Source organism: Mycoplana sp. MJR14, assembly GCF_029210525.1.
Lineage (GTDB): Bacteria > Pseudomonadota > Alphaproteobacteria > Rhizobiales > Rhizobiaceae > Mycoplana.
The window spans coordinates 73,670-97,315 of record NZ_JARGEO010000011.1 but is presented as its reverse complement, the minus strand read 5'-3'; the positions used below and the strand labels follow the sequence as shown (position 1 = coordinate 97,315).

Annotated in this window: 20 protein-coding genes and 1 riboswitch; of the genes, 14 read left to right on the top strand and 6 right to left on the bottom strand. The window is 66.6% G+C overall.

The genetic code is table 11. The features are described 5' to 3' along the window. Positions 1-58 precede the first annotated feature (58 nt). Positions 59-406 carry an RcnB family protein gene (locus P0086_RS21235; RefSeq protein WP_148179947.1) on the top strand — a complete coding sequence of 116 codons (348 nt, stop codon included), beginning with the start codon at positions 59-61 and terminating at the stop codon, positions 404-406. A 343-nt stretch (positions 407-749) separates the two neighbouring features. Here the strand turns inward: P0086_RS21235 and P0086_RS21230 are convergent, their stop codons facing one another. Next, on the bottom strand, positions 750-2,639 hold the full coding sequence (locus P0086_RS21230; protein WP_112612547.1) for an LTA synthase family protein: 1,890 nt from the start codon (positions 2,637-2,639) through the stop codon (positions 750-752). 256 nt (positions 2,640-2,895) lie between these two features. Here P0086_RS21230 and P0086_RS21225 point away from each other — a divergent pair, with 256 nt between their 5' ends. From P0086_RS21225 to bluB, 4 genes are all read left to right on the top strand, one after another. Further along, positions 2,896-4,575, top strand: a complete 1,680-nt coding sequence (locus tag P0086_RS21225) for an NAD+ synthase (protein WP_275789693.1) — start codon at positions 2,896-2,898, stop codon at positions 4,573-4,575. Positions 4,576-4,583: 8 nt separating this feature from the next. After that, positions 4,584-5,402, top strand: coding sequence for a hypothetical protein (locus P0086_RS21220; protein ID WP_275789691.1), 819 nt, complete (start codon positions 4,584-4,586; stop codon positions 5,400-5,402). A 147-nt stretch (positions 5,403-5,549) separates the two neighbouring features. Beyond that, positions 5,550-7,049, top strand: coding sequence for a diguanylate cyclase (locus P0086_RS21215; RefSeq protein WP_275789688.1), 1,500 nt, complete (start codon positions 5,550-5,552; stop codon positions 7,047-7,049). 68 nt (positions 7,050-7,117) lie between these two features. Next, positions 7,118-7,348, top strand: a riboswitch (cobalamin riboswitch). Between the two features lie 45 nt (positions 7,349-7,393). Further along, a complete protein-coding gene (gene bluB / locus P0086_RS21210) occupies positions 7,394-8,080 on the top strand; it encodes a 5,6-dimethylbenzimidazole synthase (RefSeq protein ID WP_112599466.1) in 687 nt (228 codons plus the stop codon). 21 nt (positions 8,081-8,101) lie between these two features. Here the strand turns inward: bluB and P0086_RS21205 are convergent, their stop codons facing one another. Then, positions 8,102-9,163 (bottom strand): DUF2865 domain-containing protein, encoded by a 1,062-nt coding sequence (locus P0086_RS21205; RefSeq protein ID WP_275789684.1) that lies wholly within the window; start codon positions 9,161-9,163, stop codon positions 8,102-8,104. 405 nt (positions 9,164-9,568) lie between these two features. Between P0086_RS21205 and P0086_RS21200 the strand changes: the two genes are divergently transcribed. Then, positions 9,569-10,633 carry a phytanoyl-CoA dioxygenase family protein gene (locus P0086_RS21200; RefSeq protein WP_275789681.1) on the top strand — a complete coding sequence of 355 codons (1,065 nt, stop codon included), beginning with the start codon at positions 9,569-9,571 and terminating at the stop codon, positions 10,631-10,633. A gap of 64 nt (positions 10,634-10,697) precedes the next feature. Here the strand turns inward: P0086_RS21200 and P0086_RS21195 are convergent, their stop codons facing one another. Then, positions 10,698-11,402, bottom strand: coding sequence for a glutathione S-transferase family protein (locus P0086_RS21195; RefSeq protein ID WP_275789679.1), 705 nt, complete (start codon positions 11,400-11,402; stop codon positions 10,698-10,700). Positions 11,403-11,512: 110 nt separating this feature from the next. On the opposite strand from P0086_RS21195, the gene P0086_RS21190 reads away from it, so the two are divergent. Further along, the gene (locus P0086_RS21190) at positions 11,513-11,878 is read left to right on the top strand and encodes a helix-turn-helix domain-containing protein (RefSeq protein ID WP_148148946.1); all 366 of its coding nucleotides are present in this window, start codon (positions 11,513-11,515) and stop codon (positions 11,876-11,878) included. 73 nt (positions 11,879-11,951) lie between these two features. Here P0086_RS21190 and P0086_RS21185 read toward each other — a convergent pair whose 3' ends face one another. Next, entirely contained in the window at positions 11,952-14,264 is a 2,313-nt protein-coding gene (locus P0086_RS21185; protein ID WP_112599461.1) for an NADP-dependent malic enzyme, read from the bottom strand. A 364-nt stretch (positions 14,265-14,628) separates the two neighbouring features. Between P0086_RS21185 and P0086_RS21180 the strand changes: the two genes are divergently transcribed. Both P0086_RS21180 and P0086_RS21175 read left to right on the top strand, forming a co-directional pair. Then, the gene (locus tag P0086_RS21180; protein WP_162702539.1) at positions 14,629-15,471 is read left to right on the top strand and encodes a UDP-2,3-diacylglucosamine diphosphatase; all 843 of its coding nucleotides are present in this window, start codon (positions 14,629-14,631) and stop codon (positions 15,469-15,471) included. Positions 15,472-15,618: 147 nt separating this feature from the next. Then, entirely contained in the window at positions 15,619-16,839 is a 1,221-nt protein-coding gene (locus P0086_RS21175; protein WP_275789675.1) for an MFS transporter, read from the top strand. Here the strand turns inward: P0086_RS21175 and dgcA are convergent. Then, positions 16,791-17,774, bottom strand: coding sequence for an N-acetyl-D-Glu racemase DgcA (dgcA, locus tag P0086_RS21170; RefSeq protein ID WP_275789673.1), 984 nt, complete (start codon positions 17,772-17,774; stop codon positions 16,791-16,793). The two genes, P0086_RS21175 and dgcA, sit on opposite strands and share 49 nt — an antisense overlap. 215 nt (positions 17,775-17,989) lie before the next feature. On the opposite strand from dgcA, the gene P0086_RS21165 reads away from it, so the two are divergent. The 4 genes from P0086_RS21165 to P0086_RS21150 all read left to right on the top strand — a co-directional run bounded on the left by P0086_RS21165 (position 17,990) and on the right by P0086_RS21150 (position 22,250). Beyond that, positions 17,990-19,063 (top strand): ABC transporter permease, encoded by a 1,074-nt coding sequence (locus tag P0086_RS21165; protein ID WP_275789788.1) that lies wholly within the window; start codon positions 17,990-17,992, stop codon positions 19,061-19,063. Beyond that, positions 19,063-19,899, top strand: coding sequence for an ABC transporter ATP-binding protein (locus P0086_RS21160; protein ID WP_275789671.1), 837 nt, complete (start codon positions 19,063-19,065; stop codon positions 19,897-19,899). Before P0086_RS21165 ends, P0086_RS21160 begins: the two co-directional genes overlap by 1 nt. A gap of 136 nt (positions 19,900-20,035) precedes the next feature. Then, the gene (locus tag P0086_RS21155; RefSeq protein WP_112599455.1) at positions 20,036-21,406 is read left to right on the top strand and encodes an MlaD family protein; all 1,371 of its coding nucleotides are present in this window, start codon (positions 20,036-20,038) and stop codon (positions 21,404-21,406) included. 229 nt (positions 21,407-21,635) lie between these two features. Then, positions 21,636-22,250, top strand: coding sequence for an ABC-type transport auxiliary lipoprotein family protein (locus tag P0086_RS21150; RefSeq protein ID WP_112599454.1), 615 nt, complete (start codon positions 21,636-21,638; stop codon positions 22,248-22,250). A 171-nt stretch (positions 22,251-22,421) separates the two neighbouring features. Here P0086_RS21150 and P0086_RS21145 read toward each other — a convergent pair whose 3' ends face one another. Next, positions 22,422-22,868: a pseudoazurin gene (locus P0086_RS21145; RefSeq protein ID WP_275789667.1), complete on the bottom strand. Its 447-nt coding sequence runs from the start codon at positions 22,866-22,868 to the stop codon at positions 22,422-22,424. Positions 22,869-23,150: 282 nt separating this feature from the next. Here P0086_RS21145 and P0086_RS21140 point away from each other — a divergent pair, with 282 nt between their 5' ends. Further along, entirely contained in the window at positions 23,151-23,588 is a 438-nt protein-coding gene (locus P0086_RS21140) for a hypothetical protein (protein WP_112612538.1), read from the top strand. The last annotated feature ends 58 nt before the right edge of the window (positions 23,589-23,646 follow it).

Below are 23,646 nucleotides of genomic sequence, written 5' to 3'. Positions count from 1 at the left end.
AGTTTCCGTTCATCCGTCGAGCCCTATCAAGGGGGTGTCCAGACAAAAGGAGACACCCATGAAAAAGCTCTTCGCAGCCCTGATCGCGACTTCGGTCCTTGCCACGTCCTTCTCGGTCGCCGAGGCCCGCGACGTCCGGCAGCCGGTGCCGCAGCACCACGTCGACAAGCGGGTGGTGACCAAGACGGTCGTCGTCGAGAAGCGCACGGTCGTCCACAAGCACCGCTGGGCAAAGGGCAACAAGCTGACGCGCGCCGAAAGGCGGCAGATCATCAACGCTCGCGACTACCGGCGCCACCACCTGCATGCACCCGGCCGTGGCCAGCAATGGGTGCGGGTCGACAACCAGTTCCTGCTGATCACGGCTGCGACCGGGCTGATCGTAGGACTGGCAGCGGTGAACTGATCGGCCAGACGCGGTTCAGGATGAAAGGGCGGCTCGTGCCGCCCTTTTTCGTATGTGGACGAACCTGCTCTTGTCGGGACCGTCCTTCTCGCTCGTCATTCCGGATTCGCGTCCACAACGCGAGAGCGTCGCCTGTGCGCAACGACTTGCCTGCTGGATTCCGGATCAAGCCCGGCATGGCGGGCGGTTGTGGTCTGATCGACGAAGCAGACGCCCGGAACGGGGCCTGTCGTCAGCCCGAAGGGCGGCTCGTGCCGCCCTTTTCGCTTTCGCTGCGAGGCCGGCCGGAGGACAGGCCGGTCCGAAAGGTGGACGCCGCCGGGTTCGCGGTGCCTGTGCCGCGTCAGCTCGCGGCGCCGACGACGCCGGCGTGGGCGGGGAAGAAGCGATCCAGGCCGCGGCGCTTGCCGAACATGATGTCGTGCTGCAGGAAGCGGTAGTCGCGGACCAGCGGGTCGACGTTCTTCTTGCGCGACCAGTCCTGCGTGGCGGTGCCGTCGTGGCGGATCAGCTGATAGCGGTCGATGATGTCGTAGCGTTCCTGCACGCGGCCGAGGAAGCCGGTGTAGTAGGGGTGCTCGTAGCCCGCTTCCTTGAGGATGTGGTAGGGCAGGAGCGCGGGGCTGATCGTGCCGATATCCTGCCTGACGCCGGCCTTGTTCGACCAGACGATGAGCGGCGTCTCGTGCTCGCGCTTCATCTGCTCGACCGGGCCGCGGCGGGCGGCGGTGATGTCGTTCATGTAGCCGGCGGAGGTGTAGACGGTGTTCAGCGGCGGCAGGTGGTCGCCGAAGACGACGATGATCGTCTCGCGGTCGCGGTTCTTCGCCCAGTCCATCAGCATCTTCAGGCTGTCGTCGGCTTCCTTCACGCCCTGTGCGTAGGTCGACAGCACCTGGCGGTCGGCATAGGGCAGGTTGCCTTCGACTTTGATCGTGTTCTTCGCGTAGCGGGTGGCCTCATAGGGACCGTGGCCCTGCAGGGTGACCGTGAAGAAGAAGAACGGATCCTGCTGCGCATCGGCCTGGCGGATGAGCTCCTTCGTCAGGGCCTCGTCGGAGGCGAAGATCCCGCGCTTGGTCATCGGCGGCATCGTCTCTTCGGTCTTGAAGGTCTCGAAGCCGAAGGACTTGTAGACCGAGGTGCGGTTCCAGAACCAGCCGGCGAAGGGGTGGATCGCGCGGGCGGTGTAGCCCTCGCCGCGGAAGAAGGTCGCAAGCGACGGGATCGGGTCGCGGACATATTGCTGGTAGGGAATGCTGCCGGTGGGCAGGAAGGCGTTGGAGAAGCCGGTCAGCGCCTCGAACTCGACATTCGCCGTCAGGCCGCCGAACTCCGGCGAGAAGATCGCGCCGGATTCACTCTTGCGGATGAGCGGCATCGGATCGGGGCTCAGTTTGACGCTGGTGAGCTTCGTCGGATCCCAGAGCGATTCGCTCATCACGACGATGACGTCCGGCTTGCTGCGGTGGCTGGTGCCGGCCGGCAGCGGATCCTGGTTGATATGGTCGATCGCATCCGGCGAATAGCCGGCAGGCGCCTTGACGTTCGCCATCGGCACGTTGATCGCGAAAGCGAGCATGAAACCGTTGTGTCGGTAGTTTTCGGTCTGGTCCCACATGATCGGGAAGACCTGCAGGCGGTCGCGGATCTCGGAGAACTGGTTGTAGTCGAGGATCGAGCCGAAGCCTGCCAGGAGCGGCACGGCGACGGCGAGGCGGACGGCGCGCTGCCTCAGGTTCAACTGGCGAAAGCGCTTCCAGGCGAAGACCCACAGGGAAATCAGCGCGCCTGCGGCGGTGAGCGAGCCAATGACGATGGCAACGGCGGTCCAGGGGCGGTCGCGGACGAGCGCCGGCATCAGCTCCATGATCTGCCGCCCGAAGAGCAGGTCGGTCGGGTAGAGCGGGTCGGTCAGGAAGATCTGCTTCTGTTCCGAGATCAGCGCCAGAAGGATGGCGAGCGGCCCCAGCACCAGGATCGCCTTGTGCTGGCGGCCGATCAGCGCGTCGAGCGCGAGCAGGGCGAGGAAGAACAGCCCGCAGGTCGTCCAGCCGGGCTGGGCATAGGTCGTCAGGAAGGTCAGGGTGGCGTCGGTGGACTTGCGCGTGATGAGTTCGACGGCGGTGACGGTGACAAGCGCGAAGAAAAACGTCAGCGCGACCGAGCGGATCGCCGTCGCCACGACCGCAAGACGGCGTGACGTCGCATCGGCGATCGCCGTCTCCTGCATTGCTGTCGCCGAAACGGCCCGGACTGAGGTTCTCACGCGCTACTCCAAAATGTCATAAAACTTTCGCCCAATTGTCATATCGCTGTTATCTTGAACGGGGGATGAATGCGGCGCTCTGCCGCAAGCGCGCCTGAGCAGGGGCTGTCTTATTTTCAGGACGGCAATTCGAAAATCCCTTCATTTTCAAACCGTCCGTCATCATCTAAAGAACAGCCTTGCCCGAATTGGCTTCGGACGACGCGGATCGAGGATCGAGATGAACGGACGAGACGACAGGACCACACTTCGCATTGCGGTTGCGCAGCTCAACCCGACGGTGGGCGATGTCGCCGGCAATCTCGCCAAGGCGCGGGCGGCGCGGGCGGATGCGGCCGCGCAGGGCGCCGATCTGCTGCTTCTGACCGAGCTCTTCATCTCCGGCTACCCGCCGGAGGACCTCGTGCTGAAGCCGGCCTTCCTGAAGGCGTGCCAGAAGGCGGTCGAGGCGCTCGCCGAGGACACCGCCGACGGCGGGCCGGGCGTGATCGTCGGCTTTCCGCGACAGGGCGAGTCCGGGCGGCACAATTCGGTGGCCGTGCTCGACGGCGGGCGGATCCTCGTCTACCGAGACAAGCTCGACCTTCCGAACTACGGCGAGTTCGACGAGAAGCGCGTCTTCGTCGAGGGCGCCATGCCGGGACCGGTCAATTTCCGTGGCGTGCGCCTCGGCATCCCAATCTGCGAGGAGATCTGGAACGATCTCGGCGTCTGCGAGACGCTGGCCGAGAGCGGAGCGGAGATCCTGCTGGTGCCGAACGGCTCGCCCTACTATCGCGGCAAGGTCGACGTGCGCCATCAGGTGGCGCTGAAGCAGGTCATCGAGACCGGCCTGCCGCTGGTCTTCGCCAACCAGCTCGGCGGCCAGGACGAACTCGTTTTCGACGGCGCAAGCTTCGGGCTCAATGCCGACAAGACGCTGGCCTTCCAGATGAGCCAGTTCGAGGAGACGATCGCGCTCGTCACCTGGAAGAAGAACGAGGACGGCGACTGGTGCTGCGACGGCGGGCCGATGTCGAAGATCCCGGAGCGGGAGGAGGCGGACTATCGCGCCTGCGTGCTCGGCTTTCGCGACTACGTCAACAAGAACGGCTTCAAGAACGTGGTGCTCGGCCTTTCCGGCGGCATCGATTCGGCGATCTGTGCCGCGATCGCCGTCGATGCGCTCGGCGAGGAGCGGGTGCGCTGCGTGATGCTGCCCTATCGCTACACCTCCGAGGAATCGCTGACGGACGCGGCCGCCTGCGCCAGGGCGCTCGGCTGCCGCTATGACGTCGTGCCGATCGAGGCGCCGGTCACGGGCTTCATGGATGCGCTGTCCGACATGTTCGAGGGGACCGAGTCCGGCATCACCGAGGAGAACCTGCAGAGCCGCGCGCGCGGCACGATCCTGATGGCGATCTCCAACAAGTTCGGCTCGATGGTGGTGACGACCGGCAACAAGTCGGAAATGTCGGTCGGCTACGCCACGCTCTACGGCGACATGAACGGCGGCTTCAACCCGATCAAGGACCTCTACAAGATGCAGGTCTACGCGCTGTCGCGCTGGCGCAACACCACGGTGCCGCCGGGCGCGCTCGGGCCCTCGGGACAGGTCATTCCGCAGAACATCATCGACAAGGCGCCGTCGGCGGAATTGCGGCCGAACCAGACCGACCAGGATTCGCTGCCGCCCTATCCGGTGCTCGACGACATCCTCGAATGCCTCGTCGAAAACGAGATGGGCACGGAGGAGATCGTCGCACGCGGCCATGACGAGGCGACGGTTCACCGCGTCGAGCACCTGCTCTACATCGCCGAGTACAAGCGGCGGCAGTCGGCGCCCGGCGTCAAGATCACCAGGAAGAACTTCGGCCGCGACCGGCGCTACCCGATCACCAACCGCTTCCGCGACCGCTAGGAGAGGCGATGCGCAGTTCCGTCGAAATCCACGACGTCGCCTCCGGCCAGTCCCGGGTGGTGTGGCAGAGCGACCAGCTGCTGGAGGCGCCGAACTTTGCGCGCGACGGCCGCTCGCTCGTCATCAACGGCGACGGGCTCATCTACCGGCTGCCGCTCTCGGGCGGCGCGCCGGAGCGGATCGACACGGGCTTTGCGACCCTCTGCAACAACGACCACGGGCTGTCGCCGGACGGGCGCTGGCTTGCGGTCACCGACAAGACCGAGTTCGGCAAGGCGGCGATCTATGTCCTTCCCGCCGGCGGCGGCACGCCGCGGCTCGTGACGCCCAGCCAGTCGTCCTACTGGCACGGCTGGTCGCCGGACGGCAGCCGGGTCTGCTACTGCGGCATCCGCGACGACGTCTTCGACATCTACACGATCCCCGTCGACGGCGGCGACGAGACGCGGCTGACCTTCGGCGAAGGGCGCAACGACGGTCCGGACTGGTCCTGCGACGACTGGATCTACTTCAATTCGAGCCGCACCGGCCGTATGCAGATCTGGCGGATCCGCCCGGACGGCACGGACCTCGCCCGCATCACCGACAGCCCTTTCGGCGACTGGTTCGCCCATCCGACGCCGGACGGCCGCTCGCTTCTCGTGCTGTCCTACGACGGCGACGTGTTCGATCATCCGCGCGACCATCATGTCCGCTTGCGGCTGATGGATGCCGACGGCGGCAACGACCGGGTGCTGTTCGAACTCTTCGGCGGGCAGGGGACGATGAACGTTCCGAACTGGTCGCCGGACGGATCGCAGTTTGCATTCGTCCGCTACGCCCCGTAAGCCCGGGGTGCCGGCAACAACCCTAGATTTTCACGGGTTAATTGTTTGGATACCAGTCCGATTAAATGAATGTTCCTGCTTGCAGGATAAGGTCCTCGTCCAAACGAGACGCGGCGGACAGCCGCAGGCATGTCTATGGGGATCGACATGGCGAGAACAGGGGCCGGCGCCGTGGCCGCGCGCCGGGGTGGGGTCAAACTGGGCATCGCCATCGCATCGGCGGTGATCGTGTTGCTGTTCGCCAGCGCCAATTTCCTCGTCCTCGACTATTCGGTCCGCCAGGCGAACGAGTTTGTCGCCGAGACCGAGAAGACCCTCGTCAAGAGCGAATTCCGCAACCAGATCGAGCAGGTGGTGCTCTACCAGAGCGGCCTGTCGGTATGGGACAGGACCTTCGATGAACTGGGCGACGGCAAGCTCAGCGAGCGGTTCATCAGGCACGACCTCCGGAACTGGCTGTGGCGGGAGTCCGGCTTTTCGTGGCTGGTGTTCGTCAAACCGGCCGGCGAACCGGTTCTGGCCATGCGCGACGGCATCATCGTGCCGGACGGGCAGTCGGAAGAGGTGCTCTACTGGATCAGCGACCTGATCAAGCGGGCGACGGCGAGCTACCACGCCTCCTTGCGGCGCACGCGCGACGGCTGGATCGTGGCGAAGTCGCCGACGAGTGCCGGTCGCGTGAACGGGGGCGTGCCGCAGATCAGCGCAACGGGCATGCGGGTGATCGAGGGGGGCATGAGCATCGTCGTCGTCCAGGCGGTGGTGCCGCGGCGGCTGTTCATCCCCGACGAGCGCCGGAGCCCCGTGCTGATGATCACGGTCAAGCCGGTGACGGCGTCGATGCTGGCGGAATCCGAGCGGCGCCTGGGGCTCACCGGCCTCGGCTTCTCGCCGATCACGACCGACGACCCGAACCTTCTGACGACCGGCGTGGGCGGCGACGCCTTCAACCCGATGGTGGCTTCGTGGCGTCCGAACCGTCCGGGATCGTTCGTCTGGACCATGGCGGTGCCGCACATCGCCGCGCTGATCGCGATCTTCGTCGTCGTGATGGGCTTCGGCGCGGTCAAGTTCTCCTCGCTCGTGCGCGCGCTCGAGCGAAGCGAGGCGAAGAACGCCCATCTGGCGCGCCATGACGCACTGACCGGCGTCCTCAGTCGATCCGGGTTCGATCACGCGATCACCGACCTTTCCCGGAGGGGGCAGAGGGCCTTTTCGATCATCGCCATCGACCTCGACCGGTTCAAGGCGGTCAACGACCGGCATGGGCATGCGGCCGGCGACGAGGTCCTGCGCGCCGTCGCCGCGCGGTTCATGGCCCGGCTCGGAGAGCACGGGGTGGTCGCGCGTCTCGGGGGCGACGAGTTCGCGGTGCTGCTTCCGGGGATCACGGACCCTGAGATCACCCTTCCGCTTGCCGAAGGCTTCGTGCGCGATGCGCTGGTGCCCGTGCCCTTCCAGGGCCAGTTGCTCCAGATCGGCGGCAGCGCCGGCATCGGCGCCTTTCCCCACCATGGCCAGTCGGCGCATGCGATCATGCTTGCAGCCGATGCGGCGCTCTATTCGGCCAAGAACGCGGGCCGCAACCGCGCCCACTACGGCGTGCCCGGCGGCGCCCAACCGACCTCGGACATCGAGGCGGCCTGAACACACGCCCTGCAAGGGGATATCCGGCAGACGCCGGACGGGCCCTCTTGCGCACTTTCGCCCCGCATGTGCAAATGGCGCTGCTAGGTGCCCCGCTTGCGCGGGGAGAATCGGGAATCCGGTGGGGCCGAGGACGACGTCCGCGTGCGCCGAAGCCGGAACGTGCCCAACGCTGTGACGGGGACGGCCAAGCCGCGAGGGAAACCCCTCGCCAGACAGCCACTGGTCGAAAGGCCGGGAAGGCGGGCGTGGCCGGGCGATCCGAAGTCAGAAGACCGGCCTGGCGAGATGGACCCGCCCGCGCGGACGGCGGTGGGGTCGCGAGCATTGTTGGGGAGTTGACGATGCGACCTTCCAAGCGGGACGAGCTTGTTCCCGTCCAACCCTTCACGGCGGCCGAACGGGCCGCAGTCTACCGCGCCATCGAGACCCGTCGCGACGTGCGTGACCAGTTCCTGAGCGATCCGCTGCCGGACGATCTGCTGGAGCGCCTGCTGGGTGCCGCCCACAGTGCGCCGTCCGTCGGCTTCATGCAGCCCTGGAGCTTCATCGTCGTGCGCGACCAGGCGGTGCGCGCCGGCGCCCACCGGGCGTTCCAGCGCGCCAACGAGGAGGCGGCCGCGCTCTTTTCCGGCGAGCGCCAGGAACGTTACCGGACACTGAAGCTGGAGGGCATCCTCAAGGCGCCCGTCAGCCTCTGCGTGACCTGCGACCCGGACCGGGCCGGCAGCGTGGTGCTGGGGCGCACGCACAATCCGCGCATGGATGCCTATTCGACCGTGTGCGCCGTGCAGAACCTGTGGCTGGCGGCGCGGGCGGAAGGGGTGGGCGTCGGCTGGGTCAGCATCTTCCACGATGCCGACATCCGTGCGCTGCTCGGCATTCCCGAGCGGATCGAGATCGTCGCCTGGCTCTGCCTGGGCTACGTCGATCGCCTCTACGAGGAGCCCGAGCTCGCGCTCAAGGGATGGCGCCAGCGGCTGCCGCTGGAGGAACTGGTCTTCGCCGACCGGTGGGGGCAGCGGCGCTGACGGCCGAGGCTTCGCAGCGGTTCAGTTCGCCCCGCCGGGGTTGCGAAGGTCGAGCGGCGGCTGGTCGTCGGGAAGGAAGCTCGGCCCGACCATCCGCACCCGGTCCTTTTCCGGATCGTAGGGCCGCTCGTTGACGACCGTTCCGGGGGCTGCGGCGCCCGCGACCGGATGCATCCGGATCGTCGTCACCGAGCCGACATCCTGCCTGATCGTGCCCGGCTTCGTGCCCGCGGCGGCGTTCGACGCGCCGCCGCCGGCGCCCGCCATCTTGCGGTAGTAGCCGGCAAGGTCGCAGCCGCAGGACGGGTCGGCGGAGCGGTCGCGGGACTGGTAGGCGTAGGCGTTCGCCAGAGCGGTATAGGGCCGTCCGGTCAGTGTCGAGATCATGTTGCTGCTGTCGAGCGACTGCAGCGGCTGGTAGAAGAGCTCCGTCTCGGTCTGCGGGCACATCATCGAACAGGCGCGCTGGTCCCGGCGGAAGTCGAGCGGGGTCGCCGCCGACGATATCGGGAAGAAGCCGCCGTCGCAGGTGCGCACGCACACCGTCCGCAGCGGGCCATCCTGCGCTGCCGCGCCCATGTTGTCGAACGTCGTCGGCATGTCCGGATCGTCGATTTCGGGAAGATCGCCGCCCTCCATGGTCACTTCTGCCTCTGCCTCTGCGGATGACTCGGCCGCGATGGTCCCCTCGCAGCCGTTCTCCGACAGGGCCGCCAGGATGCGGCCGCGCTCGGCCGGATCGCCGCCGAAGGACGCCTCGTCACGCTGTTGCACGAGTTGCCGGAGGTTGCGCTCCATCTGGTCGATCGTCGACGTGATGGCGGCGCAGGCGCCGGCATTCTGACCGCCGAAGACGGTGACGCTGCCGTTGCTGCAGCCGAGCCGGCGAAGGTCGGCCCTTGCCTGGCGCAGTTCGATGTTCTGCCTTGCGATGGCGCTGGCGTAGCTGCGCACCTGCTGGGCGCTATCGGCCGCGGGCGGCAGGTTGACGAGCTGCGACTGGAGATCGCTGCAGACGTCCTGCGCCCGAGCATGGGTCGGCGCCAGCGACAAGGCCAATGACAGGGCCAATGACGGGGCCATCGGGAGGGCCGTCGCAGCGGCCAGAACCCACACTCTTCCCAGTCCCCACTGCACCTCGTCCCCTCCCGTCGCGTTTGCCTCGCGGGTCGGGTGCGACGGGCGAGGGCGGCTTGAGTAACGCCGAAGCGGTTCTCCGGTTCCGGCGGGTCGGGCGGGAGCCCGTGATTTCCGCCGCAGACCGGGCATCCTTCCTCACGATCATAGCTTGGAGGGGCAAATGGGCAATGCACTCCCTCGAAAGTGATTAACGTCAATAATAGTTGATTTCTTTCTTCATGTTTTACGCAGCGGAATTGCTATCGCCGTGCCCTTGGTGTAGCAAATGCTGGCTGCGGCGGCCCCTGGCGGGGCATGTTGCCCGCCTTCCGGCGCCGCCATCCCGTCGAACGCACCATAGGTCACCGCATGCGCCTTTCCTCCGTTCTGCTCAGCCCGTTCTATGCGCTCCAGCTGGCCTCGGGTGCCAAGTCCTTCGCGGACAATCCCATCATCGGCAGCAAGACGCTGAACAGGATGGGCCTGCATGCCAAGCGGGTGTCGCTCGCCATGGACATGGCCGATTGGCGGCGCAAGTCTCTGGCGCACCTGGTCACCGCCGAGCAGCGGCGCGAATACGACGAGAACGGCTTCGTGAAGATCGAGAACTTCCTGCCGCCGGAGGTGTTCGCGCAGGTGACTTCGGAGCTGGAGAACAGCGACTTCGACCGCTACGACATGCTGCAGGGGACGACCGTGACCCGGCGCGCGCTGATCGACGACAGCGACGTGGAGCGGCTTCCGGGCTTCAAGGCGGCGCGCAACGATCCGCGCATGTCCAATCTCCTGCGCTACGTGTCCTCGAGCGACGGCCAGCCGCTGCTGGTCGTGCAGGTGGTGATGGCGCTGGCGTCGACGCCGTCGAAGGAGACGGCGGCCGATCCGCAGACCGCGCTGCACAGCGACACCTTCCAGCCGACCGCGAAGGCCTGGCTGTTCCTCAAGGACGTCGGCGAGGAGGACGGGCCGTTCTCCTACGTGCCGGGCTCGCACAAGGTGACGCCGCAGCGGCTCGCCTGGGAGCAGCGCATCAGCGAGAGCGCCGACACGATCGAGAACAAGTATTCCGCCCGCGGTTCGCTGCGCATCATGCCGCACGAGCTGACCGCACTGGGCTACGGCCAGCCGGTGAAGATGGTGGTCAAGGCCAACACCCTGATCGTCGCCGACACCCACGGCTTCCACGCCCGTTGCCCGAGCTACAAGCAGACGACGCGCATCGAGATCTACGGGTCGCTGCGGCGCAACCCGTTCCTGCCCTTCACCGGCCTGCACATCGCCTCGCTGCCCCCCATCAAGTCGCAGATGATCCGCCTGATCATCGGCGCCATGGGCTTGCGCGGCAAGCTCGGCCTGAAGGGCTCGCCCTGGGTCGCGGCGGGCATGGGCAAGGCCGGCGAGTGGTCGAAGCGGCTGAAGAAGCCGGGTGCCTGAACCCGCGGTCCAGATCGCAACCGAGAAGCAGGAGAGGCCGGGAGCGATCCCGGCCTCTTTCGTCTCATTGGCCGAAACGCGCGATGACTTCCGTCAGGGGAACGTGGCCGCGGCATGCCCCGCTTCCTGTCGCCGCCTCACCGTTCTCCAGCGCCGTGGCGAAACGGACGGCCGGATCGGCTTCCAGCCTGCGTCGCAGCGCTTCCAGCCTGGGCCAGCGGTCCGACTGCGAGACCGCGTGGATATCGAGCCAGCGGGCGACGCCGACGAAGATGCCGTCGGCGAGCGTGGGGCGGTCGCCGACGAGATAGGCGGTATCGCCGATCATCGCCTCCAGCTTGCGGTGGCGTTCGACCACGGCCTTGTGGCCGAAGCGGCGCAGGGCGTCCTGGAAGTCGGGGTCCGGCTCATCCAGTTCCAGCGCCGTCCAGAGCGCAGAGAAGGCACCGGTGAAGCCGGTGTTGACGAAGGCCATCAGCTGGACCATGCGGTCCGCCTCCTTCGATTGCGGTGCGAAGCTGATACGGCGATCGTCGTCGCGTGCGGCCAGCCAGTGGACGATGGCCATCGTCTCAGTGAGTACCCGCCCGTCGTCGGTGATCAGGACTGGGGTCTCGTGGCGTGCGTTGATGCGGGCATATGACGGATCGCGCATCTCGCCGAGCATGTCGACGCGGCAGAGCCGATAGGGTTTGCCGAGCCATTCGAGCGCGGCGACGAGGCCCATGGAGCTTCCGGCGGGGAAGCCATAGATAAGGATCGGTTCCAATGTCTTTCTCCGTGATTTCTTTCGATCACGCTGCGCAGCGACACTGGACCTATCCGCTGCCCTTCCCCATGTAAATTACGCACTTTTTTGTCACCATGCCGGAGAATGCGATGAAGGATCTGGTCTCGCGCTGCCCGATCGAGGAAGTCATGCAGGTCCTCAGCGGGCGCTGGCCGACCTTGCTGATCTACTACCTCAAGGATGGCACCAAGCGCTTCGCCGACCTGCGGCGCGACAATCCGACAGTCTCGCACCGCATGTTGACCTTGGAGCTTCGGAAGCTCGAGGCGGCAGGCATCGTCCAGCGGACGGCGTTTGCGGGATATCCGCTGCGCGTCGAGTACGACCTGACAGCGGCGGGGCTGGCGCTCGTGCCCCTGATCGATGCCATCTCCGACTGGTGGGAGGAGAACGAACGGGGCCGGGCCGCGGCCCCCGGCATCGCCGAGATGCCCGCCGCGCAGATCGCGCCCTGAGCGGGGCTGGTCAAAACGGAAGAAGGCGCGCCCGCTCCGGACGCGCCTTTTTCATCGATGCCGAATGTGGCGTTCAGTCCGGATAGGACGCCTCGACCACGGCCAGCGCCGCCATGTTGACGACGCCGCGCGAGGTCACCGACGGCGACAGGATGTGGGCGGGCATCGCGGCGCCGAGCAGGATCGGGCCGACGTGCAGGCCGTCGGTCATCGTCTTCAGGACGCCGAGCGTGATGTTGGCGGCGTCGAGGTTGGGGAAGACGAGCAGGTTTGCTTCGCCGGTCAGGGTGCTGCCCGGCATGACACGCTGGCGCAGGGCCTCGGAGATCGCCGAATCGCCGTGCATCTCGCCGTCGGCCTCCAGCTCCGGCGCCATTTCCCGCACGAGCGCCATCGCCTTGCGCATCTTGAAGGCGCTGACGGAATCGCGCGAGCCGAAGTTGGAGTGCGAGACGAGGGCGGCGCGCGGGGTGATGCCGAAGCGGCGGATTTCCTTCGCCGCCATCACCGTCATCTGGGCGACTTCCTCGGCCGTCGGGTCGAAGCTGACATAGGTGTCGGTGAAGAAGGTCGCGCCGCGCTGGGAGATCAGCAGGCTGAGCGCGGAGAAATCGGTCACCCCCTTGCGCAGGCCGATGATCTGGCGGACGTCGCGCAGGTGCTTGGCATAGCGGCCCTCGACGCCGCAGATCAGCGCATCGGCCTCGCCGCGGCGAACGGCGAGCGCGCCGATCACCGTCTGGTTGGTGCGCACGATCGTGCGGGCGGCTTCCGGGATCACGCCCTGCCGGCCGACCAGCTTGAAATAGTCGTCGACATAGTCGCGATAGCGCGGGTCGTCCTCGGGGTTGATCACCTCGAAATCGGCGCCCGGGCGGATGCGCAGGCCATAGCGCTTCAGGCGCGTCTCGATGATCTGCGGGCGGCCGATCAGGATCGGCTTGGCGGTGCCTTCCTCGAGCAGCACCTGGGCGGCGCGGAGCACGCGCTCGTCCTCGCCTTCGGCGAAGATGACCCGCTTCTTCTCGGCATTCTTGGCGGCGACGAAGATCGGCTTCATGATGAAGCCGGAGCGCCAGACGAAGCGGTTCAGCTGGTCGAGATAGGCGTCGAAATCGGCGATCGGCCGGGTCGCGACCCCGCTTTCGGCGGCCGCACGGGCAACCGCCGGGGCGATGCGCAGGATCAGGCGCTGGTCGAAGGGCGAGGGGATCAGGTAGTTCGGGCCGAACACCGGCGTCTCGCCGGAATAGGCGCGGGCGGCGACGTCGGAGACCTCCTCGCGGGCCAGGGCCGCGATCGCGCGCACCGCCGCCATCTTCATCTCCTCGTTGATCGTCCGGGCACCGCAATCGAGCGCGCCGCGGAAGATGTAGGGGAAGCAGAGGACGTTGTTGACCTGGTTGGGGAAGTCGGAGCGGCCGGTGCAGATCATCGCGTCCGGACGGGCGGCGCGCGCCTCTTCCGGCATGATTTCCGGGTTCGGGTTGGCAAGCGCCATGATCAGCGGCTTTGCGGCCATGCGCGCCAGAAGTTCGGGCTTGAGGACGCCTGCGGCGGAGAGGCCCAGGAAGACGTCGGCGTCGTCGATCGTCTCCGACAGCGCGCGCTTGTCGGTCTCCTGCGCGTAGACCGACTTCCACTGGTCCATCAGCACCTCGCGGCCCTTGTAGACGAGGCCTTCGATGTCGTGGACCCAGATGTTTTCGACCCGGGCGCCGAGGGTGACGAGCAGGTTGAGGCAGGCAAGGGCCGCGGCGCCGGCGCCGGAGGCGACGATCTTCGCCTTCGCGATGTCCTTGCCGGCGAGCTCCAGGCCATTGAGGATGGCGGCTGCGACGATGATCGCGGTGCCGTGCTGGTCGTCGTGAAAGACGGGGATATCCATCTTCTCGCGCAGCTGGCGCTCGACCTCGAAGCATTCCGGCGCCTTGATGTCCTCGAGGTTGACGCCGCCGAAGGTCGGCTCCAGCGCCGAGACGACGTTGACCATTTCGCCCACGGTTGCCGCGTCGATCTCGATGTCGAACACGTCGATGCCGGCGAATTTCTTGAACAGCACCGCCTTGCCTTCCATGACGGGCTTGGAGGCGAGGGGGCCGATATTGCCGAGGCCGAGGACGGCGGTGCCGTTGGAGATGACGGCGACGAGATTGGCGCGGGCCGTATAATCGGCGGCCGTTTCCGGATTGTCGCGGATGGCGAGGCAGGGGGCGGCGACGCCCGGCGAATAGGCAAGCGCCAGGTCGCGCTGGTTGCCGAGCGGCTTGGTCGGCTGGATCTCCAGCTTGCCGGGGCGGGGGTGGCGGTGGAAGAACAGGGCCTGCTGGTCGATGTCGCCGCTCGGAGGCGTGGGTTTCGCTTTCGGTTTGTCGCCAGTCGTCATTGTTTTCCTGCCCGATTCCAATCGATGTGCGGCCCTTCTGGCACGGATGGGGCGCGCCGTGAAGTTTGCCGATGCGGTAGTATCAACCCGCCCTGACATCGACCTGTCGCCTGGGCCGTCCGCCGGTGGCCGACTGAGGCCATGGCGGACCGGTCGCTATCAGTGCAGGTTGGTATAAAGCCCCTATCGGCGGCGCATGCAACCGTCAAATGCCGGGGGCGACCGGATCCGCCCGGGACGGCGCGGCCCGGCGGCCGCCGGGCGATTGTAAACAGGCCCTGTCATTCCCCTGATACACGAGTCTGGTTTTGAGCTAGCGCGAAAGGCCAGCGCAACCCAAGCCCGACCGCCGGAGTAGACGATCATGAACGCCCACGCCCCAGAGCCGAACGTCCGGCGCGTCCGGACCTTGTTCCTGTCGGACGTGCACCTCGGCTCCAAGGCCGCCAAGGCGGACTTCCTGCTCGACTTCCTGCGCTGCCACGAGGCGGCGACGATCATCCTGGTCGGCGACATCGTCGACGGCTGGCGGCTGAAGCGGAGCTGGTACTGGCCGCAGAGCTGCAACGACGTCGTGCAGAAGCTGCTCAGGAAGGCGCGCAAGGGTGCGCGGATCATCTACGTGCCCGGCAACCACGACGAATTCCTGCGCGATTTCCCCGGCGTGCACTTCGGCGGCATCGAGGTCGCCCAGCAGCTCGTCCATGAAGCCGCGGACGGCAAGAAGTACCTGGTGCTGCATGGCGACGAATTCGACGTGGTGGTGCGCAACGCCCGCCTGCTCGCCTATCTCGGCGACTGGGCCTATGACGCGGCGATCGCCATCAACGTCGCGCTGGCGGCGGTGCGGCGGCGGCTGGGCCTGCCCTACTGGTCGTTCTCGGCCTGGGCGAAGCTGCAGGTCAAGCATGCGGTCAATTTCATCGGCGCCTTCCAGCAGGTCGTCGCCGAGGAGGCGCGCAAGCACGGGGCGGACGGGGTGATCTGCGGCCATATCCATCACGCCGTGATCGAGGACATCGGCGGCATCCGCTACATCAACACCGGCGACTGGGTCGAGAGCTGCACCGCGGTGATCGAGCACTGGGACGGGACCATGGAGCTCGTGACCTGGCAGTCGCCCGCCGCACGCCCCGCTCCGATCGCGGTGCTGCCGCGCAGCCAGGGTGTTCCGGCCGTCGGTCGCAAGGCGTCGAAGGCCGCCTGAGCCGAGGTCCCGGCCGCGCGCTTCACGGCGCGGGACAGCCACCATGAAAACGTGAAGCGGCGGCGCCGGACTACCCTCAATTGGCGGATTGGCGTACGTGCCTCGGCGTGCTAGTCGTGGTGCGTCCCTCTGTTCAGGTTTCCCGATATGAACGCGCCTTACGGCATGGTCGCGAGCGGCGCTGCGCCGCGCTTCTTCGTCCTGCGTACCGCCATCGTCTTCTGCGCGCCGATGCTCGTCAACGGCATCGCACTGCCCTTCTTCCCGATCTGGCTGAACTCGCTATCGATGAGCGACTGGGAGATCGGCGTGGTGCTGGCCGTGCCGCTCGTCGTGCGCGTGGTCGCAGCGCCGATCGCCGGGATGATCGCGGACCGGATCGGCGACCGGGCGATCGTGCTGGTCTGGTCGGGCCTGATGTCGCTTGCGACTGCGATCGCGCTGCTGTTCGTCGAGCATTTCTGGCCGGTGCTGATCCTCTATACGCTGCAGGGCATCGTCTACGCGCCCTACCTGCCGATCACCGACGCGATCGCGCTCAGCGGCGTCCGCCGCTGGAACTTCGACTACAGCCACATGCGCTTCTGGGGCTCGGTCGCCTTCATCGTCTCGACGATGATCGGCGGCTGGCTCTCCGGCATCTTCGGCGGGGCGATGGTGCTGCCGGCGATGACCGTGGGCTTCGTCTCCACGGTCGTCTGCGCCTTCATCGCGCCGCGGATCGGCAAGCCGCGGCGACCCTCGCCGATTTCCGCGCTTGCGGTGGCGCCCGCGGCACCCGTCCGGCAGATGGACGTGCAACTGATGATGGTCGGTGCCGCGCTGGTCAACGCCAGCCACGGCATGTTCTATGCCTTTGCCGCCATCCTTTGGGGGGCGGAGGGCTATTCGGGAACGGAGATCGGCCTGCTCTTCAGCGTCGGCGTGGCCGCCGAGATCGTCTTCTTCATCTTCGCGGCCCGGTTGCGGCGACGCTTCAGCCTGTGGACGCTGATCGTGCTCGGCTGTTCGGTGGCGGTCTTCCGGTGGATCGTGTTCCCGGCCGGTCTCGGGTTTTCGGGCTATATGGTGCTGCAGTGCCTGCACGCGCTGACCTATGCCAGCATTCACGTCGGCGTACAGGGGCGGATCGTGGAACGCGTCGCGGAGGAAAGGGAGGCATCCACGCAGGGGCTCTATTTCTTCTACAACGGCATCCTGATGGCGCTGACGACGTTTTTGTCCGGCTACCTGTTCGCCTGGTACGGCATCGACGGCTTCTACGCGATGTCGGTCGTGGCGGCGCTCGGGCTGTCGCTGACGGTGCTGGCGCGGGCGCTTCAGCCCCAGAGGCTCGCCTTCGGCGGGAACACCAGCGAGCCCTCGTAGCGCAGCGCGGGTTCGCGGTCCTGCGCCAGGAGCAGCGGCCCGTCGAGATCGACGAAGTCGGCACCCTGCGCGAGAAGCACGGCCGGCGCCATGGCCAGCGACGAGCCGACCATGCAGCCGACCATGACCTTCAGGCCGAGGCGGCGGGCCTCGTCTCGCATGGAAAGCGCCTCCGTCAGCCCGCCGGCCTTGTCGAGCTTGATGTTTATGGCATCGTAACGATCGGTGAGGGCTGCCAGATCGGCGCCCAGATGCACGCTCTCGTCGGCGCAGACGAGCACCGTGCGCTCGACATGCCGCAACGCGTCGTCGCGGCCGGCCGGCAGCGGCTGCTCGACGAGGGCGATGCCCGCCTCGGCGCAGATGGCGAGATGGCGGGCAAGGGTCTCTTCCGTCCAGCCCTCGTTGGCGTCGAGGATGATCGGCGCGTCCGGTGCGGCGGCGCGGACGGCACGGATGCGCGAAGCGTCGTCGGCCGTGCCGACCTTCACCTTCAGGAGCGCGCGATGGGCATGCAGCGCCGTCTGGGCGGCCATCGCCTCAGGTTCGCCGAGCGAGATCGTATAAGCGGTGACGAGCGGCTGCGGTTCGTCGGCGCAGATCTGCCGCCAGGCGGGCGTGCCGGCACGCTTGGCCTCGAGATCCCACAGCGCGCAGTCGAGCGCATTGCGGGCCGCGCCGGCACGCATGGTCCGGCCGAGTTCGGCGCGCCCGATGCCCGCCTCGATCGTCGGCCGTGCCGCCTCGATTTCCGAAAGCACGCTGTCGACCGATTCGCCATAGCGCGGGTAGGGCACGCACTCGCCGCTGCCGGTGTGGCCGCCTTCGGTGATTCGGCAGGTGACGACGAGCGCTTCCGTCTTGGAACCGCGCGAAATGGTGAAGCTGCCCGCGATCGGGAAACGCTCGGTGGCGGAGGCGAGTTGTCGGCGCATATCTTTCGGTTTCCTCGCGAATTCGGGATCGGCGTGGTTGTGTTCCGGCTTCCGGCGGTGACAGATGAGGGCCGAGCCGGTATGAGTCGCGATCAACGGTTCATGGCATCATTGGTTACATCGTCCGGGAAGAAGCAAGAGCATTGAAGCCTTCGACCATCCCCTCCGCAGATATCGAGGTTGCCGACGACCCGCAGCGCGGGTCGGTCTGGCGGCTGACGGGTGCGTGGCGCGCACAGACGGCCGTCGGCGCCAAGAAGCGGCTCGACCAGTTGGCGGCGACCGGCAGCCAGCCCGTCGAAATCGACCTCAGCGGCATCGAGGGCATGGACACGGCCGGCGCGTGGCTGATCCGCCAGGCGATGAGCGAGCGGACGGCGAACGGCGCCGACGTCAAGCTGGTCGATCCGCAGGGGCGCTTCTCCGACCTGATCGAGGCGCTGCCCGACGAACTGCGGCAGCCGCAGGAGGAGACGAAGCGCGAGACGCTGTTCGTGCGGCTGTTCACGCCGATCGGCCGGAACGTCTCCGAGATCTGGGGCGATCTCGTGGCGGCCATGTACATCCTGGGTTCGGCCGTGCGCGGGGCACAATTGAAACTCGGGCGGCGCAGCGGCGTCTCGCCGGCGGCGATCGTCAACCAGATCGACCGGATGGGCGTCAAGGCGGTGCCGATCATCGTCCTGATGTCGTTCCTGATCGGCGCGATCATCGCCCAGCAGGGCGCCTTCCAGCTGCGCTATTTCGGCGCCGAGGTCTTTGTGGTCGACCTCGTCGGAATCCTGCAACTGCGTGAGATCGGCGTGCTCCTGACCGCGATCATGATCGCCGGTCGTTCGGGCAGCGCAATCACCGCCGAGATCGGCTCGATGAAGATGCGCGAGGAGATCGACGCGCTGAAGGTCATGGGGCTGTCGCCGATCGGCGTCCTGGTGTTTCCGCGGCTGGTGGCGCTCACCGTCGCCCTGCCGCTGCTGACGGTCATCGCCAATTTCGCCGCCCTGATCGGGGCGGCGGTGGTGGCGAACGCCTATTCGGGCATCACCTACGACACCTTCCTGTCGCGGTTGCGCGAGGCGATCGATCTGTCGACCATCGTCTCGGGCATGATCAAGGCGCCATTCATGGCGCTGGTGATCGGCATCGTCGCTTCGGTGGAGGGGCTGAAGGTCGGCGGCAGCGCCGAATCGCTCGGCCTGCACGTCACCGCCTCGGTGGTGAAGTCGATCTTCGTCGTCATCCTGATGGATGGCCTGTTCGCCGTGTTCTATGCGGCGATCGATTTCTGATGGGCGGGGCGGACGTGGACAAGGACGGGCAAGCGCGCGCGGGCAACGGCGCCGACAGGGCGGACGGCAAGAACGGCCGGGAGGTCATCCTGTCGGTCAAGGACCTGACCGTCGGCTTCGGCGACCATCTGGTGCTCGACAAGCTGAACCTCGACATCTACCGCGGTGAGATCCTCGGGTTCGTCGGCGCCTCGGGGGCGGGCAAGTCGGTGCTGATGCGCACGGTGCTGCGGCTTCTGCCGCGGCGCGGCGGCACGATCCGCATCCTCGGCGCCGACTTCGACCAGACGAGCGAGGCCGAGCGAGTCGCCCTCGACATGCATCTCGGCGTGCTGTTCCAGCAGGGGGCGCTGTTCTCCTCGCTGACGGTCATGGAGAACATCCAGGTGCCGATGCGGGAATATCTCGACCTGCCGCAGGCGATGATGGACGACCTGGCGCGGCTCAAGATCGAGCTGGTGGGGCTGGCGCCGGAGGCGGCGGAGAAATTTCCCTCCGAGCTCTCGGGCGGCATGATCAAGCGCGCGGCCCTGGCGCGCGCGCTCGCGCTCGACCCCGACCTCGTCTTCCTCGACGAGCCGACATCGGGCCTCGACCCGATCGGAGCCGCCGAATTCGACGAATTGATCGCCAAGCTGCGAGACACCCTCGGACTTACGGTCTATATGGTGACTCACGATCTGGACAGCCTGTTCTCCGTCTGCGACCGGATCGCCGTGCTCGGCAAGAAGCGGGTGCTGGTGGAAGGCACGATCGAGGACATGCTGGCCTTCGACGACCCGTGGGTGCAGGCCTACTTCAAGGGCAAGCGCGCCCGCTCCATCGTCCGCTCCTGAGGGGGCGGGGTGGACTGCGGCGACAGGGTACGGTTGAATTGCTGGGCCGGGGTCCGATTCCCGGCTGTATCGCTGATGGCTTTGTCGGGACGGTGCCGGGCGCTCTTCCGGCGGATGCGGGTGGACTGAGAGAGACATGGAAACTAAGGCCAACTACGCAATCGTCGGTTTCTTCACGCTGCTCGTCATCGCGGCGGCCTTCGGCTTCGTCTACTGGATGTCGCAATATGGCCGCAGCGGCGAGATGGCGCCGCTTGCCATCCGCATCCCGGGCTCGGCGAACGGCCTCAGCGTCGGCTCGCCGGTTCGCTTCAACGGCATTCCGGTCGGCTCCGTCCGCAGCCTCGCGATCGATTCGGACGATCCGCGCTATTCGATCGCCCTGACGGAGGTGTCGACCGAGGCGCCGGTGAAGCAATCGACCTCCGCCGTCCTCGAGGTGCAGGGCCTGACGGGTGCTGCCTATATCGAGCTTTCCGGCGGGCGCGCCGAGGATCAGAACATCCTCAAGCAGGCGCTGGAAACGGACGGCACGGCGGTGCTGATTGCGGAGCAGTCGAGCGTCACCAACCTGCTCGCCACGGCCGACAAGATCCTCAAGCGCGCCGACAGCGCCATTTCCGACGTGCAGGGCTTCGTCGCCGACGCCCGCGGCCCGCTGACCACCACGATCCGCAATGCCGAAAAGTTCTCCGACGCGCTGACGCGAAATTCCGACAACATCGACAAGTTCCTGCAGAGCGTCGGCGGGCTTTCCGACACGTTCTCGAGCGTCTCGGGGCGGCTGGATTCGACGATGGCGGCGATCGATGCGCTGATCAAGGCGGTGGACGCCAAGAAGATCGACCACGTGGTCTCGAACGTCGACAAGGTGACCACCGACCTCGCGGCCGCCTCCGGCGACGTGAAGGGAACGATCGAGAGCTTCAAGCGCACGGCCGACACCTTCGACACGGTGGGGAAGAACGCGACGGCCACGCTCGACAAGGTCAACAAGCTGGTGGCTGCCGTCGACACCCAGAAGGTGCAACTGACGATCAACGACATCAATGCTGCGAGCGCCGATGCGCGCCAGGCGATCGCCTCGATCCGGCAGGTGGCCGACAGGCTGGGCGCCCGCCAGGAGGACATCGACCAGACGATCACCGACGTCCGCCAGATGGCGAGCAAGCTGAACGCCGCCTCGACGCGGGTCGACGGCGTGCTGGCCAAGCTCGACGGCTTCCTCGGCGAGGGCAACACCCAGTCGCTCGTCGCCGAGGCCAAGGCCACGCTCGAATCGTTCAAGCGGGCGGCGGATTCGTTGAACGCCAGGATCGGCCCGATCGCCGACAACCTGCAGCGCTTTTCCGGCGGCGGCCTGCGCAACGTCGAGGCGCTCGTCAGCGAGACGCGGCAGACGGTGCAGAGCCTGCAGAACACCATCTCCGACTTCGACAAGAACCCGAGCCGGCTGATCTTCGGCGGCGAGACCGTCAAGCAATACGACGGCCGGACCCGGCGCTAGCCAAGGCCTGCCTCCTCCCCGAAACCCGCGTCCCGTCGTTCCGCACGTGAGGGGCAGGGTCCCCTGTGCCCTATCGTACGGCGCTTCGAGTGCCGTGCGGGGCTGCGACTGTGGCCACAACTCCACAACCCCGGAAGCGATTGCTTTCCGCGCATTTTGTGCCGTCGCGGTGCGGTGACAGCCTCTCGTGCCGCTGCTACAGATTGCACATCGGAGAGATTCGCACAGCATGACGAGTTCTGAAAAGGCGCTGCGGGGTTACGGATGGGCGACGAAGGTCGCCGTCGCACTCCTGTCCGCATCGGTCGTATCCGCATGCGGGACGAAGGCGGTGAACGACACGTTCAGCCTGACGACCGTGCCCGTGGTCGAAGGGCCGTCTGCGCGCAACCGCCAGATCCTGGTGCCGGAGCCGACGGCGCTGAAGGCGCTCGGCAGCGACCAGGTCGTGGTGCGGCCCACCACCTCCGAGATCCAGTATCTGGGCAAGGCGCAATGGGGCGATACCCTGCCCAAGATCGTGCAGGCCAAGCTCGTGCAGGCCTTCGAGGCGACGGGGAAGCTCGGCGGCGTCGGCAAGCCGGGCGAGGGGCTCGCGATCGACTATCAGGTCGTGACCACGCTGCGGACCTTCGAGGTGCGGACGGACGGCCCTGCGACCGCGGTGGTGGAAATCTTCGCCAAGATCGTCAACGACCGCAACGGCACGGTGCGCACGCAACAGGTCTTCCGCGCCACGGCGCCTGTCAGCGGGGCCGGCAATCCGGCCTTCGTGGCGGGACTCGATGCGGCCTTCGCCAGGGTGACCGCCGACATCGTCGCCTGGACGCTCAAGTCCATCTGACGCGCGGCCGACCGCGATTCAATTCCCGGAAAGTTCGGTTTCCTGGCCTCCGGCGGGGCGGTGTAGGTCATTGCGTGTGGACGGTTGCATGGCCGATGATCTCCGGCCCTGAGGGCCGGAGCTCGTTGATGGTTTGCCGGGGCGCGGTCGCCCGGCCTTGCCAAGCGGGTTTCAGAGCCCGGCTGCGGCGATTTCGGCGTCGAGCCGGTCGCGGGCCTTCTTCGGCAGTTTCGCCGTCTTGACGGCCTCGGCGTTGGCGGGCGCGTCGCCGACCACGACGAGCGCGATCATGCCCATGCCGACATGCGGCGCGCACTTGACGACGTAGGCGCCCGGCACGTCGAAGGTAACCTTGATGCTTTCGTTGATCTTGCCCTTGAACGGCTGGGCCCCTTCGGGAATGAGGTCCTTGACGCTTTCGGCGTTATGGGACTTGTCGGTCGGAACGAAGGTGACGGTGTCGCCCGGGGCGATCTTGACGGAGGCCGGTTCGAAAACCATCGCCCCGCTCTTTCCCTTGTTCAGCATATGAATTTCAAAATCGGCGGCAAGGGCGCTACCGCCAAGGGCGGCGGTCGCTAGAAGGGCACCTGCCAAGGAACGAAGGATCATGCTCATAGTCTTTTCTCCTGGTCCGGAACTTCTGGCTCCTCCTGGAGACTGGCGAGGAGTGTTCCGGAAACGCCGTTGATATAGCGCAACGGAGCCGTTCCGGCTGCACGCTGTGGCTGCGGCATTCCTTCGCAGGTCGGGCAGATGTCCGTCTGCAGGACGATCCCGATGCGGCGGTCATTGCAACCGTCGTGTGCATACCGCTATTTCTTGCACTTGAACGTAATCCCATCCGCACATACGAATTCATTCATTGTTAAAGAATTTGTTTGTCGATGGATCAATCCGGTGTTTCAGAACCCCAAGGCGCGCCACTATCTGGCCGAACTCTATTCCGGCAATGAGGCCGGCAGGTATCGCAAGGTCAACCTGGTGGCGAGGGCGCTGTTTCCGGCGCCGGGCCTGAAATCGCTCCACAGCATGCAGGTGCGGATCGTGCAGATTTCCGAGAAGGGTGCCATCCTGCATTCGCGCGCCATCAGCTATCTGCCGGATCACTTTTATCTCTGCCTCGGCGCGCGCGAGATCCTGATCACCTGCGGACGGAAGCTGTTCGTCAATGGCAGCGCCGTCGTGACCTTTGCCCGCGACGAGAAGACGGCCTTCATCGACGCCCTGTCGCAGATCACCTTTCCGCTGACGACGCTGAGGAAACTTGCGGGCGGATGCCCGCTGATCATCGAAGAGCGGATCACCCGGCAGGGGGCCGCGCGCAAGCGGCGGTAGCAGCCGTAGCGCGTCGGCCGGCCGCAGCGCGTCGGTGGGACCGCCCGGGCAGGGCGCC